A 19,805-nucleotide genomic window follows, 5' to 3' on the forward strand; every position below is an offset into this window, starting at 1 on the left:
TTATCGGAGCAGGTGAGGGAAGGTGTCTTGCATTTGTTCTTCGATGACGGGTGCGAGCGATTGGGAGAACGGGCGAGTGAGGTGGTTGCTATCGAAAGTCACAAGAATATTCCCGACAACAGCGTCGCACCGTGATGCCGATTCATCGTGAATGGCCGGGCACACCGCATCGGTGAGGTCGATGTGCTGAACGCCGTCAGGTAGTTCGATGCTGTTCAGGGGGTTCGGTTGGTGCAGTGCTAGGGCTGAGGGCCCACACTCATGAGGGCTTCCGCCTTCGGCCAAACAAGATGGAAGATCGTGTTCAGAACGTGGTGTCCCCCGAATCAAAAGAAGCTCCGTATCCGTTGCGGTGATTCGCTCCCACCACTCCTCAGCTCGGTCAGGGATGTTTTCCCGATCTTCCTCGGCCTCGTGGCGGGTTCCGGGGGCGACGACAAGGTCAACGTCGTTGTTGTTGAGCCAGCCGATGAAGTTGTTGTTCCATGCGGTGCACATATCTCCCGGTTGATTCGCAGATCCGCTGAATACGCAGCCTGGTTTTAGGACGATGAGAACTTCCCAGTCATACTTGCGGGCCAAGGTTTTAAAGGCGTCTTCCAAGTGTCCGGCGTGTGATCCTCCGGCCAGCACCACGGTCGCAGTCGGCGACTCAGGTGCTTCCTCGTCGTCGCAGACAAGGACCTCGTCTGTTCCTGGGTTGTTTCCCATTTTTTGCGTGCAATTCCTGAAATGGTATGCGGCTCGGTAGTCCGCGGCGTCTTCGGGCTGTGGAAACACGTCTGCGTCGGGAGGTTCCTCATCTTGAAGCTCGACCGCGGCACCGGGGTAGACAGCTGGGTCGAGGTCACCGAAGGCTTGGTCTAGGTCGGCGCGGGATGGTGCAAGTTGGGTGGTCAATACGGCCAGCGTGACGAGACTGGCAGCACCGGTAAGCACTGTGGGCTTATTACGCAACAGGCCGTGGGACTGTGGTTTTCCGCCGTGATGCTGTAGGGGCCGTTCCACGAACCGGTGCGTGAGCATTGCCAGGAATAAGGACGCGAGGAGAATGAGGGTGGCACCTCGTATCCCAACAGCTTCGCGATCTCGTATCTGCAGGTAGTAGAACAGTAGTGGCCAGTGCCAGAGGTAGAGGGCATAGGCGTGGTCGGCGACCCAGCCAAAGGGACGGGACGACAATAGTCGAGTTGCCGTGTACGAAGGGTCGTGGTTGCCTCCGTCAGGTCCGGCGGAGATCAGAACGAGAACGAGCCCGAGTAGTGGCCAAAGAGCCCACGGACCAGGAAACAGTTGCGCACCGTCAAGGACGAACCCACAGGAGACGATCAGGGCGACACCCACCCAACTCCCAACGGGCCGAAGCATGCGGGGCAAACGCAACGTGCTGATGAACAAGGCCAGGAGAGCCCCGAAGGCTAGTTGCCAGGCTCTGGTCTCAGTCATCAGGTAGGCCTCGGCTTGGTTGTAACTCCCAACGTAGATGGCGTAGGTAAACGATGCGAGGAAGATAAGCGTCGAGATAATGGCGAGAACGAGTGGGGCCGAGCTCCTGATTGCTCGCGCTACCAAGACTGCGATGACCGTGATGAGAGGCCAGATGAGATAGAACTGACCTTGGACGGCTAACGACCAGAAATGCTGAAACGGGGAGGTCTCGGGCCCGGCGGCTCCGTACGCCAGCTGGGAGTTGATCAGCTCGAAATTTTCGAAATAAAGTAGCGAGGCTCGAGCTTCAGCCCACAATTGGCGATGACCGGTTGCCGGCATCACCAACAATCCCACACCAAGGGTGATCAAGGCGACCAATGCGGCAGGGACGAAAATGCGTCGGAATAAGCGTCCGAAGTAGTTCCAGAGATTGATGCGCCCACCTTGGCGGTGGCTTCTCGCAAAAGCATTCCGGTGGAGAGGAACCCCGAAACAGCAAGGAAGATATCAATGCCCCCGGAAATCCTGCCGGCCCCAAAGAGATGAAAGAGGACCACACCAGCGAGAGCGAGACCTCTGATGCCGTGTAGTTCCGGGAGGTACCGGCGTTCTGGCATCCCCCGAGATAAGATTGCGTTGCGCTGGGTCGTGGAGTTCATTTTGCGGTCCGTTTCATTCGGTATTTCTTCAAGGTGTGTGTTTCACTCGGTGAGCATGAGCGATTGTACCTTCAATGTGACGGGAAGCCATACGGAAAATAGAGAAGAAAGGCATAATAGCGGCAAAAGCCATAGGACACCGTCTATTGCGTGAACCCAAGCCGTACCAGATGCTTTCCTCCGCTCTAAAGCTTATGGCCTAATTTTGGTATCGAGATTTCACGGTGTATTCTGTAGGTTTGGCTCGGTGGTTGTTCTTCAGGGGAAGAATCGCTCTGAGATGGCTACCAATAAGAGATGTCCTCAGTAACGAGGGTCCTGATTTACCCATGAGACGGTGATAGGAGGTCCGATAAGCATGGCGAACCTAGAAAAGAATTCTGTGGCTGGTGCTTTCGTGCCCTCTGACTCTGCGTGGGTTTTGAACGTTAAGAACCTCAACGGTGTTGCTGGATCTTCTGAACCGGTTCAACGACAGGTCGTGGCACCCGAGGGAATGGAAACGCCTATAGCCCGAGTAGAGCCGGGCTCTGTGATCGAGTTGGATCTCAGGATGGATTCCTTGCACGAAGGAATTTTGGTTTCCGGGGACGTCAACGCGGAACTTCGTGGTGAGTGCTCACGTTGCCTGGACCCTTTGTCGCAGGACCTGAACGTGAGCATTAGCGAGCTGTACCAGTACGTGCCAGATCCGGAACTTGATCCGGAAGAGCAACGTCTGATCGTCAATGATGCGATTGATATTGGGCTACCAGTCATTGACGCAGTGTTGTCTGCTTTTCCTTTCAAACCGGTATGCAAACCTGACTGTCAGGGCCTGTGCGATCAATGTGGCGTACGTCTTGACGAAGTCGATGAGGATCACCACCATGAGCAGCTTGACCCACGGTGGGCTGCACTCGCGGCGTTATCATCAGCGGAACAAACTGATGCTGACGCTACAATAGATAACCAGACCCAGACCCAAGAACCAGAAGAGAGATAACCATGGCTGTTCCTAAGGGAAAAAAGTCTCGCGCCAACACCCGCATGCGTCGTTCGCAGTGGAAGGCCCAGGCGCCTGAGCTTGTTAAGACCGTTGAAAACGGCAAAGTAACCTACCGTATGCCACACCAGGCTAACGTTGTGACCGACTCTGCTGGTACCCCGCTCTTCTACGAGTACAAGGGCCGCAAAGTCGCCGATATTTAGTCTTTGATGACTGAAGATCTTACGAAGCATCTCGGAGTCCACCTAGGCTCCGAGATGCTTCGTCTTGCATTAACCCACCGTTCTTATGCCTTTGAGAAGGGTGGGTTGCCGACGAACGAACGTCTAGAATTTCTCGGCGACGCAGTCCTGCAGATTATTGTGACCGATCATCTTTACCGTGCATTCCCTGATGAGGATGAGTCACAACTTGCCAAAAAGAGATCATCGATTGTCTCCACGGTGGCCTTAGCACGAGTTGGGCGAAGCATTGGGGTTGGGCAACACATTTTGCTCGGTGAAGGTGAAACTCGCACCGGGGGCGCAGATAAGGACTCCATCCTTGCGGACACCATGGAAGCCTTGATTGGAGCAACTTACCTGGAAGAAGGACACCAGGCTGCCCGAGGTTTGGTTCACCGTTATGTCATTCCTCTTCTTGATGACGACTACGTGATGGGCATCGGTCACGACTGGAAGACTCTGGTCCAGATGGAGGCCGACTCGGCAAGTTTGGCGCCCGTCGAGTATCGACTCAGCTCGCGAGGTCCCGACCACGCACGAGAGTTCACCGCAGAACTCTATGTTGCCGAGAAAAAATACGGTGTAGGCCAAGCCGGTAGCAAAAAGGAGGCCGAACGGCTGGCTGCGTGGGACGGATACGACGCCCTGCAGAAAGACATTGCCCAGAATGCCTGAACTTCCGGAAGTTGAAGTGGTGCGGCGGGGGCTATCGCGCTGGATCACGAACCAACAGGTCCTTGACGTTGAGGTGCTTGATCCAAGGTCAGTTCGACGGCACCGGCAAGGTCCGATTGACTTCGTGACCTCGTTGCGTCAGGCGGAGCTCGAGCAACCTCAACGGCGAGGCAAGTATCTGTGGATTCCGTTACACCATTCCCCAACCGAGCAGAAATCTCCGACAGCGCTAGTCGTCCATCTGGGGATGAGCGGGCAGATCTTGTTGAGTCATCACAGCGCACCGGCTCCTCACCATCTGCGCATCAGATTGCGCTTGGACAGTGCATCCGGTCACGGACAGGCACCGACTGAGTTACGGTTCGTGGATCAACGGATCTTCGGAGGTCTCTATCTTGATCGACTTGTTCCCACCGCGGATGAGCCCGATGAGCTGATCCCGACGACGGTGACTCATATCGGACGAGACCCTTTGGATAACCATTTTGACGTAGACCACATCTATCAGGTGCTGAGCAAGAAGCAGACCGCAATTAAACGGGCGCTTCTGGATCAGAACCTGGTTTCCGGTATCGGAAATATCTATGCGGATGAAGCGCTGTGGCGGGCAAAAATACACTATAACCGGCCATGTAACCGGTTGAGCCGCAAACAAGTGCGAACGCTTTATCAGTGTGTACAGAAGGTTATGGAACAGGCCCTGAAAGAAGGCGGAACGAGTTTCGACGCTCTTTATGTCAACGTCAACGGCGAATCTGGGTATTTTGATCGCTCGTTAAACGCCTACCATCAGGAGGGCACGTATTGTCGTCGTTGCCTAGCCGAAGGGTACGACACTCTTATTCGCCGTGATAAGTTCATGAATCGGTCCTCGTATTACTGTCCGAGGTGTCAACGAAAGCCACGCACAACGCAACGGTAACTTGGAAATGGGTAGATTCGGATTTCTGATATACGATACTCGGAGTAGATTGTTACCCACTATGACGTTATCAGCGTACGGTATCGCGAAGACTCCACGTAGACTTCACGGGCTCGTTGCTGGCTTGTTGTTAACGCTTACCTGTTGCACTACCACAGCAGAGATGAAAGGAAGGACGCCGTATGGCTGAGTCCTCTCGGATCTATGCGCCCCGGCGCGTTAGTCGAGTCGCCACCCGCCCTCATGGCATTATCTTCTCCGTCATCGTCGCTGTGGTTTTGATTGTGGTGTCCGTCGTCGCCAGTACTTCGGTGTACGCGCGTACACTTATTTCGAACGTCAATGAGCGAACTCAGACCATCGATAGTGGTATTGATACCACTCGACCGGTAATGGATGATGGCGAACTGAATTTGCTCTTGCTGGGTAGTGACCAACGACCGGAAGAAAAAGAAGCCGGCGAAGATGGCGCGCGCACAGACACGATCATGTTTGTGCACATACCGGATGGTCACGAAGAAGTGTATGTGATGTCCATCATGCGCGACTTATGGGTCGAGATCCCAGGGTATGGCATGGGCAAGATCAACGGTGCATATGAAGAAGGGGGGTTCCCTCTGGTCGTTGACACTGTGGAAGGACTCGTCGGCTCGGACATCGATCACATTGCCATTATCGACTTTGAAGGATTCCGTGATGTCACCGAAGCGCTTGGCGGTGTGGAAGTCGACAACGAACAGGCATTTTCATCGGGTATCCGAAACCCCTCGTTCTTCCCCGAGGGCAAAATCAAAGTTTCCGGCACCGATGCGTTGCGGTTTGTACGGGAACGCCACGCGTTCAACGATGGTGATTACCAGCGTGTAAAAAACCAACAGCTGTTCCTCGAAGGTCTGGTGGATCAACTCTTGGCACGCGATGTTTTGACAAATCCAGGAACACTCAGCGATGTCATTACGACCCTGAGCCCGTATCTGTCGGTAGACGACGGCCTTGATGCCGAAACTATGCTGAACTACGGGCTGTCGATGTCTAACATTCGCTCCTCCGATATTAAGATGTTCACAATTCCGAATGCTGGCGCCGATATCACCTCAGGCGGGGCAGCGATTGTGCGACAAGACGAGGCCGCCACTGATCGCATGCGAGAGGCGTTACGCTCTGGCACCATGGATGAGTTCTTAGAAGAATACGACGCAGAACAAAATCCCGACGGTAGCAACCAACCAGAATCGACTTCCCCAGCGAACCCGCCAGAACCGTCTGCTGTGGAATCCGGGGTACAGGGATAGTGTGACTCGACGCCTGGTTCCCGCGCACGCCGCAACTATTCGATGCTCTATGGAATGTGTTTGATGACTGCTAGCAATCCCGAGCCGGTGAAAATTCTCCTCGTCACGCATTCGTATTGGCCTGAGCAAACTCCACCACAGCGACGGTGGCAGAACTTCATCAAGTTCTTACGAGGTTTTGGGTGCGAGGTAGCTGTTCTGACTCAGGGAGTTGCTGATCACCCGAGTGAAGAACTGGGACCAGCAGGAGAACGCATTATTCGAACTGGGGTGACCCACCGCACGAAGCACTCTCGGTGGGCTCGTCTGCTGGAGAGCACGATACACGCCGCGGAGTTTATTCCTTTGGCCCGAAGATTTTCCGACGTCGACATCGTGATTGCCACCGTACCTGCCTTGCCGAATTTAGTATCTGGTCGCGTTATCTCCAAACTGCTGAAAAAACCGTTCGTCGTCGAGATGCGCGATGCATGGCCCGATCTTCTCACCGAAGCGAATGTTGGCGGAAAAGTGGTTTCCGAATCTGCGTCACAGGTCGTGACCTGGCTTCAGCGATCGGCAGACCTGCTCATCACCGTTACTCAAGGATTTGCTCAGACATTGCGAGAGCGCGGAATGACAAACGTTGCCACTATTCGAAATGGCGTGAGTGTTTCAGCTGAGGCTCTGCTACCGTCGAGGTCACGCGAACCAGGGGAGCTACACGTCCTGTATTTGGGAAATCATGGAGAATCGCAGAATCTTGCCCTAGTGTTGCAGGCAGTCGCGTTAGCACAACGCCAGAATTCCCGGATCCAGTTGCGATTTGTTGGTCAGGGCACTCAAAAACACCTTCTGATTAAAACCAACCGGTCGTTAGGGTCACCGGCGGAGCTTTACGACGCCGTGCCGTCGCACCGCGCTACCGAACATTATCAATGGGCCGATACATGTGTTGTGAGTCTTCGACCAGACTGGCAGAGCTTCAGACACACTGTTCCTTCCAAACTCTACGAATTACTGGCAACGGGAAAACATATCACCGGTTTGGTACAAGGAGAGGCAGCGCAGACACTGCGCGTTGCCGGACATCAGCCACTCGGCGAGCTTACTGCCGACCAATTGGCCTCCTATTGGCTGGAGCTTGCGAAGAACCCAGATTCTACTGCTCAGAATATTGCATCCCACCGGTGGGCTGCCGACAACATTTCTCTCGATGTCGAGGCCTCCCGGCTCTCTGCGCTGCTAGGTCACCTGCTCCAGGCACGAAAGGGCTCTTTAGCAACGAACACGGCCAATGCGTCACCATCATGGAACAGAACCCCTCAGCTTCTTCGCAATTTCCAGCTTGCGGCCCAAACCGCAAGAGACCATATCGGACAAGACCCTGCGTTATTTGCCTTGCAAGTAGCGCGACGGTTGCCGACGTCGATTTCTGAGCCTGTCGCCAGCGTTGCGTCCAAGATCCACGGCGGACCACTTGATGTTGTCGGGGCTCTGGGGGCAGCCATACGTGGGAACTCCGAAAGCTTACGAGAAGAATTGTGTAGAGCCGTGGAAGCACGTGCAGGCTCCCGTAAAGTTCTCGAGCTGGTCAACCTGCTCACCAGCAGTGGAGACACCGAGGCGGCCGAATGGGGGTTGGCCAGAGTGCGCCCCGGAGGCAAGGGCTACCGCCTCGCACGGTCACGGATCCAGTGGAATAAAGGCAACATGACCGCTGCTGTCGAAGGGCTGAAAACCTCGGGGAAAGAAGGCTGGAAGCGCAAAGGGTACCGGTCACAGTTGAGAACCTTCCAAGGAGAGCGTCCCCAACTAGCAAGGGTGCCGGACTATCACCCCGAACAAGGTGCCATTCTCCACGTGCTGACTAATTCGTTGCCATATACCGGTTCGGGATATGCACAACGATCACACTCCATCTTGCGAGCCTTGCAATCTCGGGGATGGAACGTGAGCGCCGCAACTCGCATGGGATGGCCTGTGGTGACCGGAGGGCTGACAGCCCCGGCCGTCAATCATCTTGATGGCATCGACTACCACCGGCTGATTCCAAGGCGCCTGCACACTGATGCTGAAAAACGTGAGCAACAGTATGCTGAGATGTTGCTCACTCATGCCCTCAAGGTTAAGCCGGCTTTGTTGCACACCACCTCACATTGGAATAACGCTAACGCCGTGCGTGCCGTTGCAGAAGCTTTGGATATTCCATGGGTGTATGAAGTCCGAGGGTTACTTGCCGATACGTGGGCGTCAACACGTGGTGCGGAAGCCTACCGGTCTGAGTATTACCGGTTGTTTACACAGCGGGAACAGGAATCTGTGCTGGCCGCTGACGGCGTGGTGACACTCGGGAAGCAAATGCGAGCCAAACTCGAAGAATTCGATCGCGATAGTGCAGACATCGTCCTGACACCAAATGCAATCGGGGGCGAGTTCCTCAAGGAACCCCGGTCCACTCAGGAAGCGCGCGAGGCCTTGGGGCTGCCGCGTGACCTGGAACTTGTGGGGACGGTCAGTTCATTGGTTCCGTACGAAGGACTCGATACTGTCGTGCGTGCCGTTGCTCACCTGGCCCCGAGCAGGCCTCGGCTACGGATGCTCCTTGTCGGAGATGGTACCGCCCGCCCCAGCTTGCTCCGTCTGGCCGAAGAGCTGGGACTAAGTGATCGACTGATTGCACCCGGCCGGGTGCAACGAGAAGAGTCGATACTGTATCACCAGGCCTTAGACGTGTTCGTCGTGCCCCGTATTGATTCGTCCGTCACCAGGACCGTCACTCCGATGAAATCGGTTGAGGCTTCCGCCAGTGGCAAGCCCGTTGTCGCCTCGGATCTTCCGGCTCTGTCGGAACTGGTCCATCACGGGGTGACCGGTATGTTGGTCCCGCCAGAGCATGACATTGAGTGGGCGCGCGTCCTGACGGATCTCTTGGATAACCCCACGCTACGACAAACTATCGGTCATGCCGGACGGTCGTGGGCGTTGCAGGAAAGAACCTGGAAGTCCAACGAAAGTCGCTACACTGAGCTGTATCAGAAGCTCACGGGGTACGTACCGTAGGTGTTGCGTTGTCACCTCATTGAAAATCCTGGGGTATACTTCCCCGGGGTGTACAGTGCCCCCGCACGGACCGCGGTGCTGTACTGAACCAAGTGCCGAAAGAAATCGAGGGATAATTCTATGTCGAATATTTCGACCGTGGCCGTCGTGGGGCTTGGCTACATTGGCCTTCCAACGGCTGCAATTCTGGCCGAGAACGGTGTGAAAGTCTTTGGCGTTGACGTCAATGAAAGAACGATTCAGGCGATTAACTCGGGAACTGTACCGTTCGTTGAGCCAGACCTCGAGGACTACGTCAAGCGAGCCGTTGATCAGGGCCTGCTGTCAGCTTCGGCAGAGACTCCGCAAGCTGATGCCTACATCGTGGCCGTACCCACCCCGTTCCACGATGACAAAACCCCGGACCTTTCCTATATTGAAGTAGCAGGTCGCAATATAGCTCCTCAGCTACAGGGCGATGAGCTGGTGATTCTGGAATCAACCTCACCTCCCGGGGCCACCGAACACTTGGCGGATGTGATTCACCAAGCCCGTCCAGATCTTCAAGACAAGGGCACACTGGAATTCGCTCACTGCCCAGAACGAGTGCTGCCCGGTAAGGTCATGGTCGAGCTGGTGACCAATGACCGGATCGTTGGTGGCTCGACACCGCACGCTGCTGAGCGCGCACGCGACCTTTACCGTAGCTTCTGCAAGGCAGAACTACTTTTGACCGATTTGCGCACGGCCGAGATGTCCAAACTGGTCGAAAACTCCTTCCGTGACGTCAACATTGCCTTCGCGAATGAGCTGTCTGTGATTTGTGACGAGCTGGGGATCAACGTCTGGGAAGTCATTGAACTGGCCAACCACCACCCGCGGGTTAACATCCTTCAGCCCGGCCCTGGCGTTGGTGGGCACTGCATTGCTGTGGACCCCTGGTTCATTGTCGCCGCTGCACCGGATTCGGCGAAGTTGATCCGCAACGCTCGCGAAATTAATGACGCGAAGCCAGATTGGGTCATCAAGCAGGTCAAGGCAGAAGCCTATGACGTTGAGAAAGAAACTGGCCGAGCTCCTGTCATTGCGGCGCTGGGTCTTGCCTTTAAGCCCAATATCGATGACCTGCGAGAGTCGCCGGCCATGCGAATCACTGAGCAAATGGCACGCGAGCTTTCCAGCTCCAAGATCCTCGCGGTAGAACCCCACGTGAACGAGCTTCCCGCGAAATTGCAGGGTTTGCCCAACGTCGACTTCGCAAGCGTGGATGCCGCTGTTGAAGCAGCCGATATTGTCCTGTTGCTTGTTGACCACGCTGTCTTCGCCGATCTGCGTGACCGCGTGTCGGGCAAGCATGTGATTGATACTCGTGGGCAGTGGCGCGATAAATAACTGCATGTCGTCCTTGGACGCGGGAGGGCAACCAGAGAGGTTGACGGTTGCCCTCCTCGAAGTTTTTGGCGAATAAGATGTCGTCAGCAGAGACAGCCATATTTGACCGCATGGAGGACAAGGAGTCGAGGAGAGGGAAATGCGACTTTTAGTGACGGGCGGGGCCGGCTACATCGGTGGCCATTTCGTCTCCCGGGCTCTCGAGCTGGGAGCTTACGATATTGCCGTGGTCGATGACCTCTCCACGGGGCTTCAGAGGCGCGTGCCCTCGGATGTGCCGTTATATCAACTCGATCTGTCGGCCGATAAGGCTGTTGAGCAGCTCAGCAAGATTCTTTCGGACCATCAAATTGACGCCGTGGTGCATTTTGCGGCGAAGAAGGCTGTCAACGAGTCCGTCGAGCAACCCGAGATGTATTTTCGAAATAATATCGGTGGGCTCGTCAATCTGTTGAGTGCTATGAGAGACTCAGCCGTTCAGAAGATCGTTTTCTCTTCGTCCGCTTCGGTGTATGGACAACCATGCGAGTCGGAAGTGTTCGAAAACACTGCCTGTCATCCCATCAACTCCTATGGCCAGACCAAGCTCATCAACGAGCAATCTCTCCACAACGCGGAACGGGCGTGGGGGCTGTCCGCCGTGGCTTTACGCTATTTCAACGTCGCTGGCGCGACGAGTTCAGAACTTGCTGACACCACCACCACGAACCTCATGCCTGCTATCCGCAATATGCTGACGAGCCACGGTGTGGTTTCAGTCTACGGAGATGCCTATCCCACTCCTGACGGCACCTGCATTCGGGATTATGTGCATATAGAAGATCTTGTCGATGCACATATTGTCGCCCTTGACGCACTTGGCCAGCCGAATGCGACAGGGGTCTATACATATAACGTAGGCACAGGTATCGGAAGTAGTGTTCTGGATATCGTCCATGCATTCCAGAGAGTTCCAGGGGTTGACCTGGAGTATCAGATCGCGCCTCCACGCGATGGGGACGCGGCGACAGTAACTGCCAACGTCGATAAAATTCGCGAAGAACTGGGTTGGAAAGCATCTTACGGGGTCGAAGACATCGTTGAGTCCGTTGTTAAGCACCCTCCGTTGGCGACCGAACCGACAGAAGGGTGACAGATGACACTGGACTATTTATTTCCGAAACGCAACATGCTCGCCATGCGCGACGCGCGCTCGCGTTTTGTTGACCGTGACCTGATGACTATCCAACCACGACAGACCTTGCGACTTGAGGATGGTCAGGTGTGGCGTCACCGACGTACCCGTAGTCTGGCTCGGCAAATGCACGGTTGGCTTTTTTATTATTATCTTCGCCCGTTTCATATCGATTTAGACGATGCTATTGCGGAAAAGTTAATATGGCTACTCCATACCTGGCGTGACGTAGTGGGGTTACCTCCTTCCCGGATTCCAATGTCGTACCACGATGAGTCCACTGCTCAACGAACTATCGCGTTGTGCTGTCTGCTGGACGACTACGGTCCTTTGCTCAGCGCCTCGGATCAGACTTTCGTGAAGGACATTATTCGCGAAGGCGTTGATCTTTTGGTACAAGACGAATTCCATAGCGCCGGAACGAACCACGGGATGTTCCAGGACCTCGCCTTGATGCTCGCCAGTAGCTACATTGACGACAACGAAGGTTTATATGATTTAGCGTTCGGGCGATTGACTGCCTACTTCAAGAGCAGTTACACGGCCGAAGGAGTGCATAAGGAACAGTCCCCCGACTACCACGTCATCGTGAGTCGCCATCTGAAAGAATACAACCAATTACAAGGCCAGCAAGCGTCGACGACGGAACAATCCTTACGAGAAGTCTTCAAAGCCTCTGAAAGATACGCAATCGCAACCATCAGCCCCTTGGGCTCCTTTGCGCCTGTCAGCGACACCCCGCCTGGGCCGGTTCTTGGTAGAGGATATGGTCGGGTCTATAACTCGGACTCATATAGGTATGCGTTGACCCAAGGTGCACTTGGCACTCCGCCCGATTTCGACCGGTTCATTGCCGATGAAGCTGGTGTGGCAATATTTCGTGAAGACTGGCGAGATCTTGATTCTTTGTATCTGCATTTCGTAGCCGCTTATAACTCCGACTACCACAAACACAGCGATGAGCTGAGCGTATACCTCGTCTACAAAGGGCTCGAGATTCTCAGGGAAGCAGGCCCTAATGGGTACGAGATGTCTGATCCGTATACTATTTATGCTTTCTCTAGTTTCGCTCACAATACGCTTATCGTGGATGGCGAAGGACTACCTCGTATCGACCCCACAAAAATGGACAAGGTAGGGCTACAGCAAGTCGAGCAACAGGGGATGTTCGACGTCAAAGGCTTCAACCACCGCTACGAGGGCGTCAAGCATAGTCGCAGAGTGACCGTTCAACCACAAGACGATCAGCCGAATGATGCCAAACGCCACGTACGGATTATCGATACGATTGAGTCTGCTGATCTCCATCAGTACACGTTGCTATGGCATTTCGGACCCGATGTCAGAGCCAGGCCATCGGGCGATACCGTGGTCATCCAGAACGCGTCGAACGAAAATCTTGGGCACCTGAGATTACGTTCGGAAGGCGATCTCAAAATTGTTCAACGCCGAGGCGAAGAGACCCCTGATATTCAGGGCTGGTATTTTCCCAAGAATGGTGTTCATAAACCAGCGGACGTCCTTCAAGTGGAATTTTCCGCAGCGACTCGCGAAGTAACGACTGATATATACCTGTACTAAATAATTGTGGAGAGCTGAAAAGTTATTATGCTTGGTTTGTTCAGACGGTTTAGTCGTAAGCAACAGCTTGTTGTTGGTTTCTTTGGTTTGGTGGCGGTTGCTGCAACTGTCTTGGCATTTTTTATAGACCTGGCAATCTTGGTTGTTGCTCTATTCTGGCTATTGGCGCTCTTGGCATTCGTGATGGTTATGTTCCTCCGGCGCCTTAATGCAAAGGTCGTGCGCTTGACGAGAAACTCTGTTCGGCGCGCAGGTGATGTCCGAGGAAGGGTATTGCCGACAGCAGCCAGCAATCTCTCCTCGAAAGAATCCCTGGAAAGCCTGAGAGACCGGTTTCAGAAAAAGCCTACGGTGAAGAACGCATTGCCCTATGCAAATAAGGTCTTGAACGTCCAAGGGAACATCTCTGAAGCGAACAGTATCCTCGACAGTGTTCCAGAAAGCGCCGTGCTGGGCGATGGAGAGAAAAAATTTGTTCAGCGTGTTCGGTCCTTGCATAAGTTACTTGACAAGCCTGTCGAGCTACCTCAGAAGCACTATACGTGCAATTATTTGCCGGTTCAGAATCGGATTCTCTATGCGGTTGGCATTTCGCCCGTGTCCAATAGCAATGGCTACACGACCAGAACCCAGGGGATTGCACAGGGGCTCCAGTTGCAAGGCGCTGACGTCATTGTCGCCCCACTGCCTGGTAAACCGTGGGATAGGCGCCCGTCGACAGGCTTTAAAGTTCCTCAAGAAAAGCGTCGCTATCAGCAACAGATCAATGGTGTCCATTATGTTCACAACCCCGGACTCAAAAGCTGGGAAGGCGACATTGGCGTTTTCTTGCAAGTCAGCGCAGACGCTTACGTACGCGAGGCCATGATCGACAAGCCTGAGGTGATTGTGTCAGCGTCAAATTACCTCACTGCGCTTCCGGCCCTGATGGCTGCACGCCGACTCGGGGTGCCCTTTGTCTACGAAATGAGAGGCTTCTGGGAAGTCACAGCGGCGTCTAAGAACCCAGCGTGGGCCGGATCTGAAAAGTACGCACTTGACCGCCGGCTTGAGTTTCAAGTTGCCAGCGAGGCTGACCACGTCGTGGTCATCACAGAAGAAATGAAAGACGATCTTGTCGAACGTGGAGTCAACGGGGACAACATTTCCGTTGCTGCAAACTCGGTGGATATCGATAAGTTCTTTCCTCAAGGTAAAGATCTCCAACTGCTCAAGAAGCTCGGATTCTCCCAGCCTGAACTGCCTGTTGTTGGCTTCGCCGGTAGCGTCACCGAGTACGAAGGGCTTGATCTGGTGGTTGACGCACTCTCCGCTATTCAAGAAGAGGGAGATGAATTCAACTTCTTGGTCATTGGTGGTGGATCTTATCTGCCCGAACTCAAGAAACGTGTATCCGAGGCTGGTTTAGAACCTCGCACCAGGTACCTCGAGGGCATACCGAATGCCAACATGCCGACTTATCTGTCGAGCATCGACATTTTCCCGCTAGCCCGGAAATCGTTGCCAGTCACTGAGCTTGTTTCTCCGCTCAAGCCTTTGGAAGCTATGGCCGTGGGGCGTTCGGTGGTGTTGTCTGATGTCTCGCCACACAGAGCTTTCTACGGTACAGACGAAGATAAATCACGGGCTTTGAGCTTCGCGAAGGATAGTGTCCCTGAACTGAAGGAACAGTTGCACCGGCTCATCCGAAACCCGGAACTTAGAGACCAGCTCGGTGTACGCGCTCGTCGCTGGGTAAGAGAAAACCGCACGTGGAAGCAGACAGGTGAGATCTACTGGTCTGCGCTCCAAGAGCTTTTGAGAAGTCAATCGCAACTAGCGAAGAGCTCTTCTGAACGGCCGTTGGATTCCTACACCGTTGCCTTCATTGGTGATACGTTTACCTCCGAGACGTTCCTACCCGAGCTGACAGCGATTCGGGTCACGCCCGATGACTGGCGGGAACAGTTCGCTCACAACGACATTGATGCTGTCTTCATTGAGTCTGCCTGGCAGGGTAACGACAAAGCGTGGGAAGGCATCATCGGATATTACGACGACACGAGTCACGCGCCAATTGCTAACCTGATTGATCATGCCCAAGAACACGGCATTCCCGTGATGTTCTGGAATAAGGAAGATCCAGTTCATTACAACCGCTTTAAGCGTACGGCTGCTCGGTGTGACTACGTGTTTACTACTGATGCGCGCACGATTGTCGACTATAACGCTGAACCAGATAACCGCATTTCGGCCGTCGCGTCGGCGCCTTTCGCAGCTCAACCAATACTGCACAATCCGTTGCCGAGCACTCGTGAACGCGAAGACACCATTGCCTACGGTGGCACGTATTATGGCGACAAATATGCCACACGAAAGCAGGGCCTTGACTTTCTCTTCTACGAATCAGCTCCGTACGGGCTGGCTATCTATGAGCGGGTGCATAACGACCCGAATTCGCCCTATCGGCTTCCAGATCGCTTCCGTCGCTACGCTCGACAGAGTTTGAGCTACCCCGAGATGTGCCAGGCCTATAAAGCACACCCGATCCATCTCAACGGGAACTCTGTTGTGGATTCTCCCTCGATGTTTTCGCGCCGAGTTGTGGAGATTACTGCATCCGGGTCAAGCGTTCTTAGCTCGCCTGGTCGTGGTGTCGATGAAACTTTCGCGGGTACAGTCCCCACCGTTGAAAATCCCGACGAAGCCAATAGTGTCTTGAAACGCTGGAAATCGTCCGAGGAAGCCCGGCACAAGGATTTGTGGAAGGCCTTGCGACATGTTTACGAGGCCCACACGTGCGCCCATCGTTTGGTGTACATGATGCGCGTCGCTGGGTTCCTCGTAAGAGCTCCCAAGCTGCATCCCTTTGCCGTGGAGTGCTCGGCGAGTGATATCCCCGAGTTCGAGAAGCAGTCAGTACGTCCTGACATGTATTTGCTTGACGAAGAATTCGACGGTCAAGAAGTCGCTGGCCAAGTCGTTGTAGCGCCCACGGCACAGTCGAAGATGGACGCATTGCGCGAGTACGACATTCGACATGTCGTTAAGGCGGCCAATTCCATCGGGACCTTGAGCCGAAACGATGTGGAAGACCTTCTCAACGGCCTAACCTTCGGCGATTGGAAGGCCGTCGGAAAGCAGGCTGTGTCTTGGTCGCCGGGAAACCTATTTGTCCCCGTTGCCACGTGTTCGGCAGCCATCAACAGTAGGCTTGTTCTCTTCGAACGCGACACTTACGCGCAAATTTTAGAGGGTGAAACTCCTACTCTCGACGACGAGGACGTTTTCGCATGGCAGATTGTCAGAGACAAAAAAGAGCAAGTAGACTCAACGAAAACAGCAGTTACTACTAGTTCTGCTAGGAACGTTTCCCTCGCTGGTCCTGATGAGAGCTCGCAAACCGTCCTTATCGCTGGACACGATTTTAAGTTCTTTATCGAGATCATGAATGGTATCCAAAAGGCGGGCCACCGTGTCCGAATTGACCGATGGGGTGGCCATAGCATCCATGATGAACAACAAAGTCGACGTCTTCTCGATGGCGCTGACGTGATCTTTTGTGAGTGGTCGCTGGGCAATCTGGTGTGGTACAGCCAGAATAAGCTTCCGGGACAAAAACTCATCACGAGGGTGCATGCCCAGGAACTGAGAACGAAGTTTCTAGACCAAGCAATCCTCAAAAATGTTGATGCGTTTATTTTCGTCTCGCCGGTAGGGATGCGCAGGGCGCAGGTTCGCTATGGTATTCCGACGTCTAAGAGCTTCGTCATCGGCAATACGTTCGATATGGGCCGATTTCTCACCTATAGAAGCGAGATTAACCCGAAGAATATCGGCTTTGTCGGGTCTGTTCCGCAGTCCAAACGGTTCGATCGAGCTTTGGACATCATCGAGCAACTCGCATCTAAGGACCAAGAGTATAAGCTGATCGTCAAAGGGAAAGAATATACGGAGTATCCCTGGTTGCAGGATAGACCCGCAGAACAGGAGTACTTCCAGAGGGTTTATGAGCGGATCGAATCCTCACCGGTGTTAAAAGACGCTGTAGTATTTGATGGCCACAGTCCTGACCTTGCAGAATGGTATACCACCGTCCCCGGTTTCATTCTGTCGACGAGTGATCATGAAGGAACTCATCAGGTGGTTGCTGAAGGAGGGGCTGCGGGCTGTGTTCCGGTGATCCTACCTTGGGCTGGAGCAGAGCAAGTATATGGAACACGGTGGCTTGTTGACGATATCGACAGCGCTGTCCAGCGAATTCGGTCGCTGGCCGCAGATCCCCAGGCTCTGCTCGACGAGTCATATGCAGTTCGTGACTATATGCATAAGCATTTCCGTCCAGGAGTCATCTCAGGAAAAATCTTGCGGTTGATTGAGAGCTAAAACCCGTAAGGTCCCGCATATCTCTGCCCCTCCCAGTACATCGTTGGGAGGGGCAGAAGTGCGTTTAGGCTAAAGATGACAGGACGCCATGAGGTATGGCCTCGTTATGATGGCTGGCCGTCTTCCACAATGTCGTCAATCCGATCCTGGAATGTCTGCATGTGCTTTTCCTTCACACCCTGGGCGACATTTTCGCCGTGGCGCCGCAACGCATTCATGAAATAGCTGTAGTGCTTCATCACCTCGTCAGGTTCGCCATCTTCGACAACTGCACCCTTATCGAGCCAGATGACTCGAGTACACATTTCACGAATTGCAGAGGGCGAGTGGTTAACGAGGAATCCCGTACCGGAGCGGGCGATCAAGTCCTTCATGGCCTGATTCGAGCGTTGTCGGAAGGCATCGTCACCGGTGGAAAGGGCCTCATCGATCATCAAGATATCCGGGTCTGCCGACACAGAGATCGAGAAACGGAGCCGAGCTCCCATACCGGACGAGTAGGTACGCATCGGCATCCGTACGAAGTCACCAATGTCTGCCAGTTCGACAACCTCGGGCACTTTCTCTTCGACCTGTGCCGGTGTGAGTCCCATGGCCAATAGTCCGATACGAATATTGTCGATACCGGTGAGGTTCGGCAAGAGTGCGGCGCCAACACCCAGTAGCTGCGGTGTGGAGCGTGCCACGACCTGGCCTGAGTTCGGAGTCTCGACACCGGCGAGAACCCTGAGCAAGGTACTTTTACCCGACCCGTTTCGCCCTACGAGCCCAATGAATTCACCTTCGCGCGCTGCCAGCGAGATCCCTTTCAGCGCCTGAAACGATGTCTTCTTGCCGCGTGACTGAATTAATCCGCGCTCTTTGCCTTCATCTAAAATCCGCACGCGGTAAGTGAGCTCAATGTCTGTGGCGAGCATCGTGAGCTCTCCGAGCTCTGTCGTGGTTGGTGAAATGGTGTCCTCGCTCTCGTCCGGTTCCGGGGTGGGAGAGTTCTTAGGCTTAGACGTTTCGTTCGCGACCATAAGATTCCTCTCCTTGCCAAAACACTAGAAACCCAGCGACAAACAACACAACGGCCCAACCGCAGAGAACCAACCAATGCTCGACTGCTGGCACCGTGCCATCAATGAGTATTTCGCGGTACATCAGTAAGACGGTGTAGATCGGATTCAGCTCGATTATGGCTTCCAACGTTGGATATCTAGTCGTAAACCGGGTGATCGGAAAGATCACTCCAGAGCCGTACATGAGCAGGCGAGTTAGAAAAGGAATCACCTTACTCAGGTCAGGGAAAACGACCGCCAGCCGAGCAACAAGTAGCGTGATGCCAAAATTTAGGACGACGTGAATGAGCAGAATGATGGGGAAGAGGAGCCAACTCCACTCTGGAAGTTCGTGGGGAGGGATAGCCATGATGATCAAGAACATCATCAAAAAGGCCGGGCCTCTTTGCAACAAATCGTAGAGAGCCTCTCCTAAAGGCAGCGCCATCCGCGGGAACTTGAAAGCCCGTATCAGTGAGCGAGACGACGCGATCACCTTGCTACCGGTTCCCAAGGCACTACTGGTCATCTGGAACATGAAGACACCAATAATGACAAAGGCCACAAAGTTGTCCATGCCCCGATCGAATTGCAACAACAGCCCGAAGATAATCCAGTAGAAAGCTGCGTCGAGAGTTGGGCGAAGAACCAACCAAAGTGGCCCCAGCTTGGCGTCGTCGTTGCCCGTAACAACGCGGCCTCGCGACTGACGCCAAATGAAGTGACGCCGTTGCCATAGCTGACGAATATACTTTCCGATTCCAGGACGCCCTCCGATGGGAGTGAGCTTGTCTACACCTGGATACGAATCTTTTACGGCCGAAACGAACTCAGCGGTTTGTGGATGACCCGCTTCCTTGTCGTTGGTAGACGCCATACTTCTCGCTACAGCCTTTCCTGCTCCTCCACATACAACGGCATCAAGAGGTCTTCTTTGTGCCGTTGCAGGGAATCTGCACCTTCACATTGAGACTACATTGTATCGCCACGGCGAAACGATCTTGCCAGATGCTAGGAGGGTCGTCCGAACTGGGAGGT

General features: G+C 54.1%; 14 protein-coding genes. 10 read left to right on the forward strand and 4 right to left on the reverse strand.

Features of this window, described 5'->3' with window-relative positions; genetic code table 11:
* Positions 1-1,866, reverse strand: coding sequence for an acyltransferase family protein (locus DCC25_RS01370; RefSeq protein WP_110100338.1), 1,866 nt, complete (start codon positions 1,864-1,866; stop codon positions 1-3).
* A complete protein-coding gene (locus DCC25_RS01375) occupies positions 1,797-2,090 on the reverse strand; it encodes a hypothetical protein (protein WP_110099461.1) in 294 nt (97 codons plus the stop codon). The genes DCC25_RS01370 and DCC25_RS01375 overlap by 70 nt, the downstream gene beginning before the upstream one ends.
* Positions 2,091-2,448: 358 nt before the next feature.
* Between DCC25_RS01375 and DCC25_RS01380 the strand changes: the two genes are divergently transcribed.
* The 10 genes from DCC25_RS01380 (at position 2,449) to DCC25_RS01425 (ending at position 17,724) form a co-directional block, all read left to right on the forward strand.
* Entirely contained in the window at positions 2,449-3,075 is a 627-nt protein-coding gene (locus DCC25_RS01380) for a DUF177 domain-containing protein (RefSeq protein WP_110100339.1), read from the forward strand.
* 2 nt (positions 3,076-3,077) lie between these two features.
* Positions 3,078-3,281: a 50S ribosomal protein L32 gene (gene rpmF / locus DCC25_RS01385; protein WP_110099463.1), complete on the forward strand. Its 204-nt coding sequence runs from the start codon at positions 3,078-3,080 to the stop codon at positions 3,279-3,281.
* 6 nt (positions 3,282-3,287) lie between these two features.
* Positions 3,288-3,977 (forward strand): ribonuclease III, encoded by a 690-nt coding sequence (rnc, locus tag DCC25_RS01390; protein WP_110100340.1) that lies wholly within the window; start codon positions 3,288-3,290, stop codon positions 3,975-3,977.
* On the forward strand, positions 3,970-4,899 hold the full coding sequence (gene mutM, locus DCC25_RS01395; protein WP_110100341.1) for a bifunctional DNA-formamidopyrimidine glycosylase/DNA-(apurinic or apyrimidinic site) lyase: 930 nt from the start codon (positions 3,970-3,972) through the stop codon (positions 4,897-4,899). Before rnc ends, mutM begins: the two co-directional genes overlap by 8 nt.
* 182 nt (positions 4,900-5,081) lie before the next feature.
* Positions 5,082-6,191 carry an LCP family protein gene (locus tag DCC25_RS01400; protein ID WP_110100342.1) on the forward strand — a complete coding sequence of 370 codons (1,110 nt, stop codon included), beginning with the start codon at positions 5,082-5,084 and terminating at the stop codon, positions 6,189-6,191.
* A 63-nt stretch (positions 6,192-6,254) separates the two neighbouring features.
* Positions 6,255-9,233, forward strand: coding sequence for a glycosyltransferase (locus tag DCC25_RS01405; protein ID WP_158278428.1), 2,979 nt, complete (start codon positions 6,255-6,257; stop codon positions 9,231-9,233).
* Between the two features lie 120 nt (positions 9,234-9,353).
* Positions 9,354-10,604, forward strand: coding sequence for a UDP-N-acetyl-D-mannosamine dehydrogenase (gene wecC / locus DCC25_RS01410; RefSeq protein ID WP_110099468.1), 1,251 nt, complete (start codon positions 9,354-9,356; stop codon positions 10,602-10,604).
* A gap of 139 nt (positions 10,605-10,743) precedes the next feature.
* A complete protein-coding gene (gene galE, locus DCC25_RS01415) occupies positions 10,744-11,736 on the forward strand; it encodes a UDP-glucose 4-epimerase GalE (protein ID WP_110099469.1) in 993 nt (330 codons plus the stop codon).
* Positions 11,737-11,739: 3 nt separating this feature from the next.
* A complete protein-coding gene (locus DCC25_RS01420; RefSeq protein WP_110099470.1) occupies positions 11,740-13,359 on the forward strand; it encodes a heparinase II/III family protein in 1,620 nt (539 codons plus the stop codon).
* A 27-nt stretch (positions 13,360-13,386) separates the two neighbouring features.
* Positions 13,387-17,724: a glycosyltransferase gene (locus DCC25_RS01425; protein WP_110099471.1), complete on the forward strand. Its 4,338-nt coding sequence runs from the start codon at positions 13,387-13,389 to the stop codon at positions 17,722-17,724.
* Positions 17,725-17,828: 104 nt separating this feature from the next.
* Here the strand turns inward: DCC25_RS01425 and DCC25_RS01430 are convergent, their stop codons facing one another.
* A complete protein-coding gene (locus DCC25_RS01430; RefSeq protein ID WP_110099472.1) occupies positions 17,829-18,746 on the reverse strand; it encodes an ABC transporter ATP-binding protein in 918 nt (305 codons plus the stop codon).
* Positions 18,724-19,644, reverse strand: coding sequence for an ABC transporter permease (locus DCC25_RS01435; RefSeq protein WP_110100344.1), 921 nt, complete (start codon positions 19,642-19,644; stop codon positions 18,724-18,726). The genes DCC25_RS01430 and DCC25_RS01435 overlap by 23 nt, the downstream gene beginning before the upstream one ends.
* Positions 19,645-19,805: the final 161 nt, after the last annotated feature.

The organism is Auritidibacter sp. NML120636 (genome assembly GCF_003185945.1).
In the GTDB taxonomy this organism is placed as follows: Bacteria; Actinomycetota; Actinomycetes; order Actinomycetales; family Micrococcaceae; genus Auritidibacter; species Auritidibacter ignavus.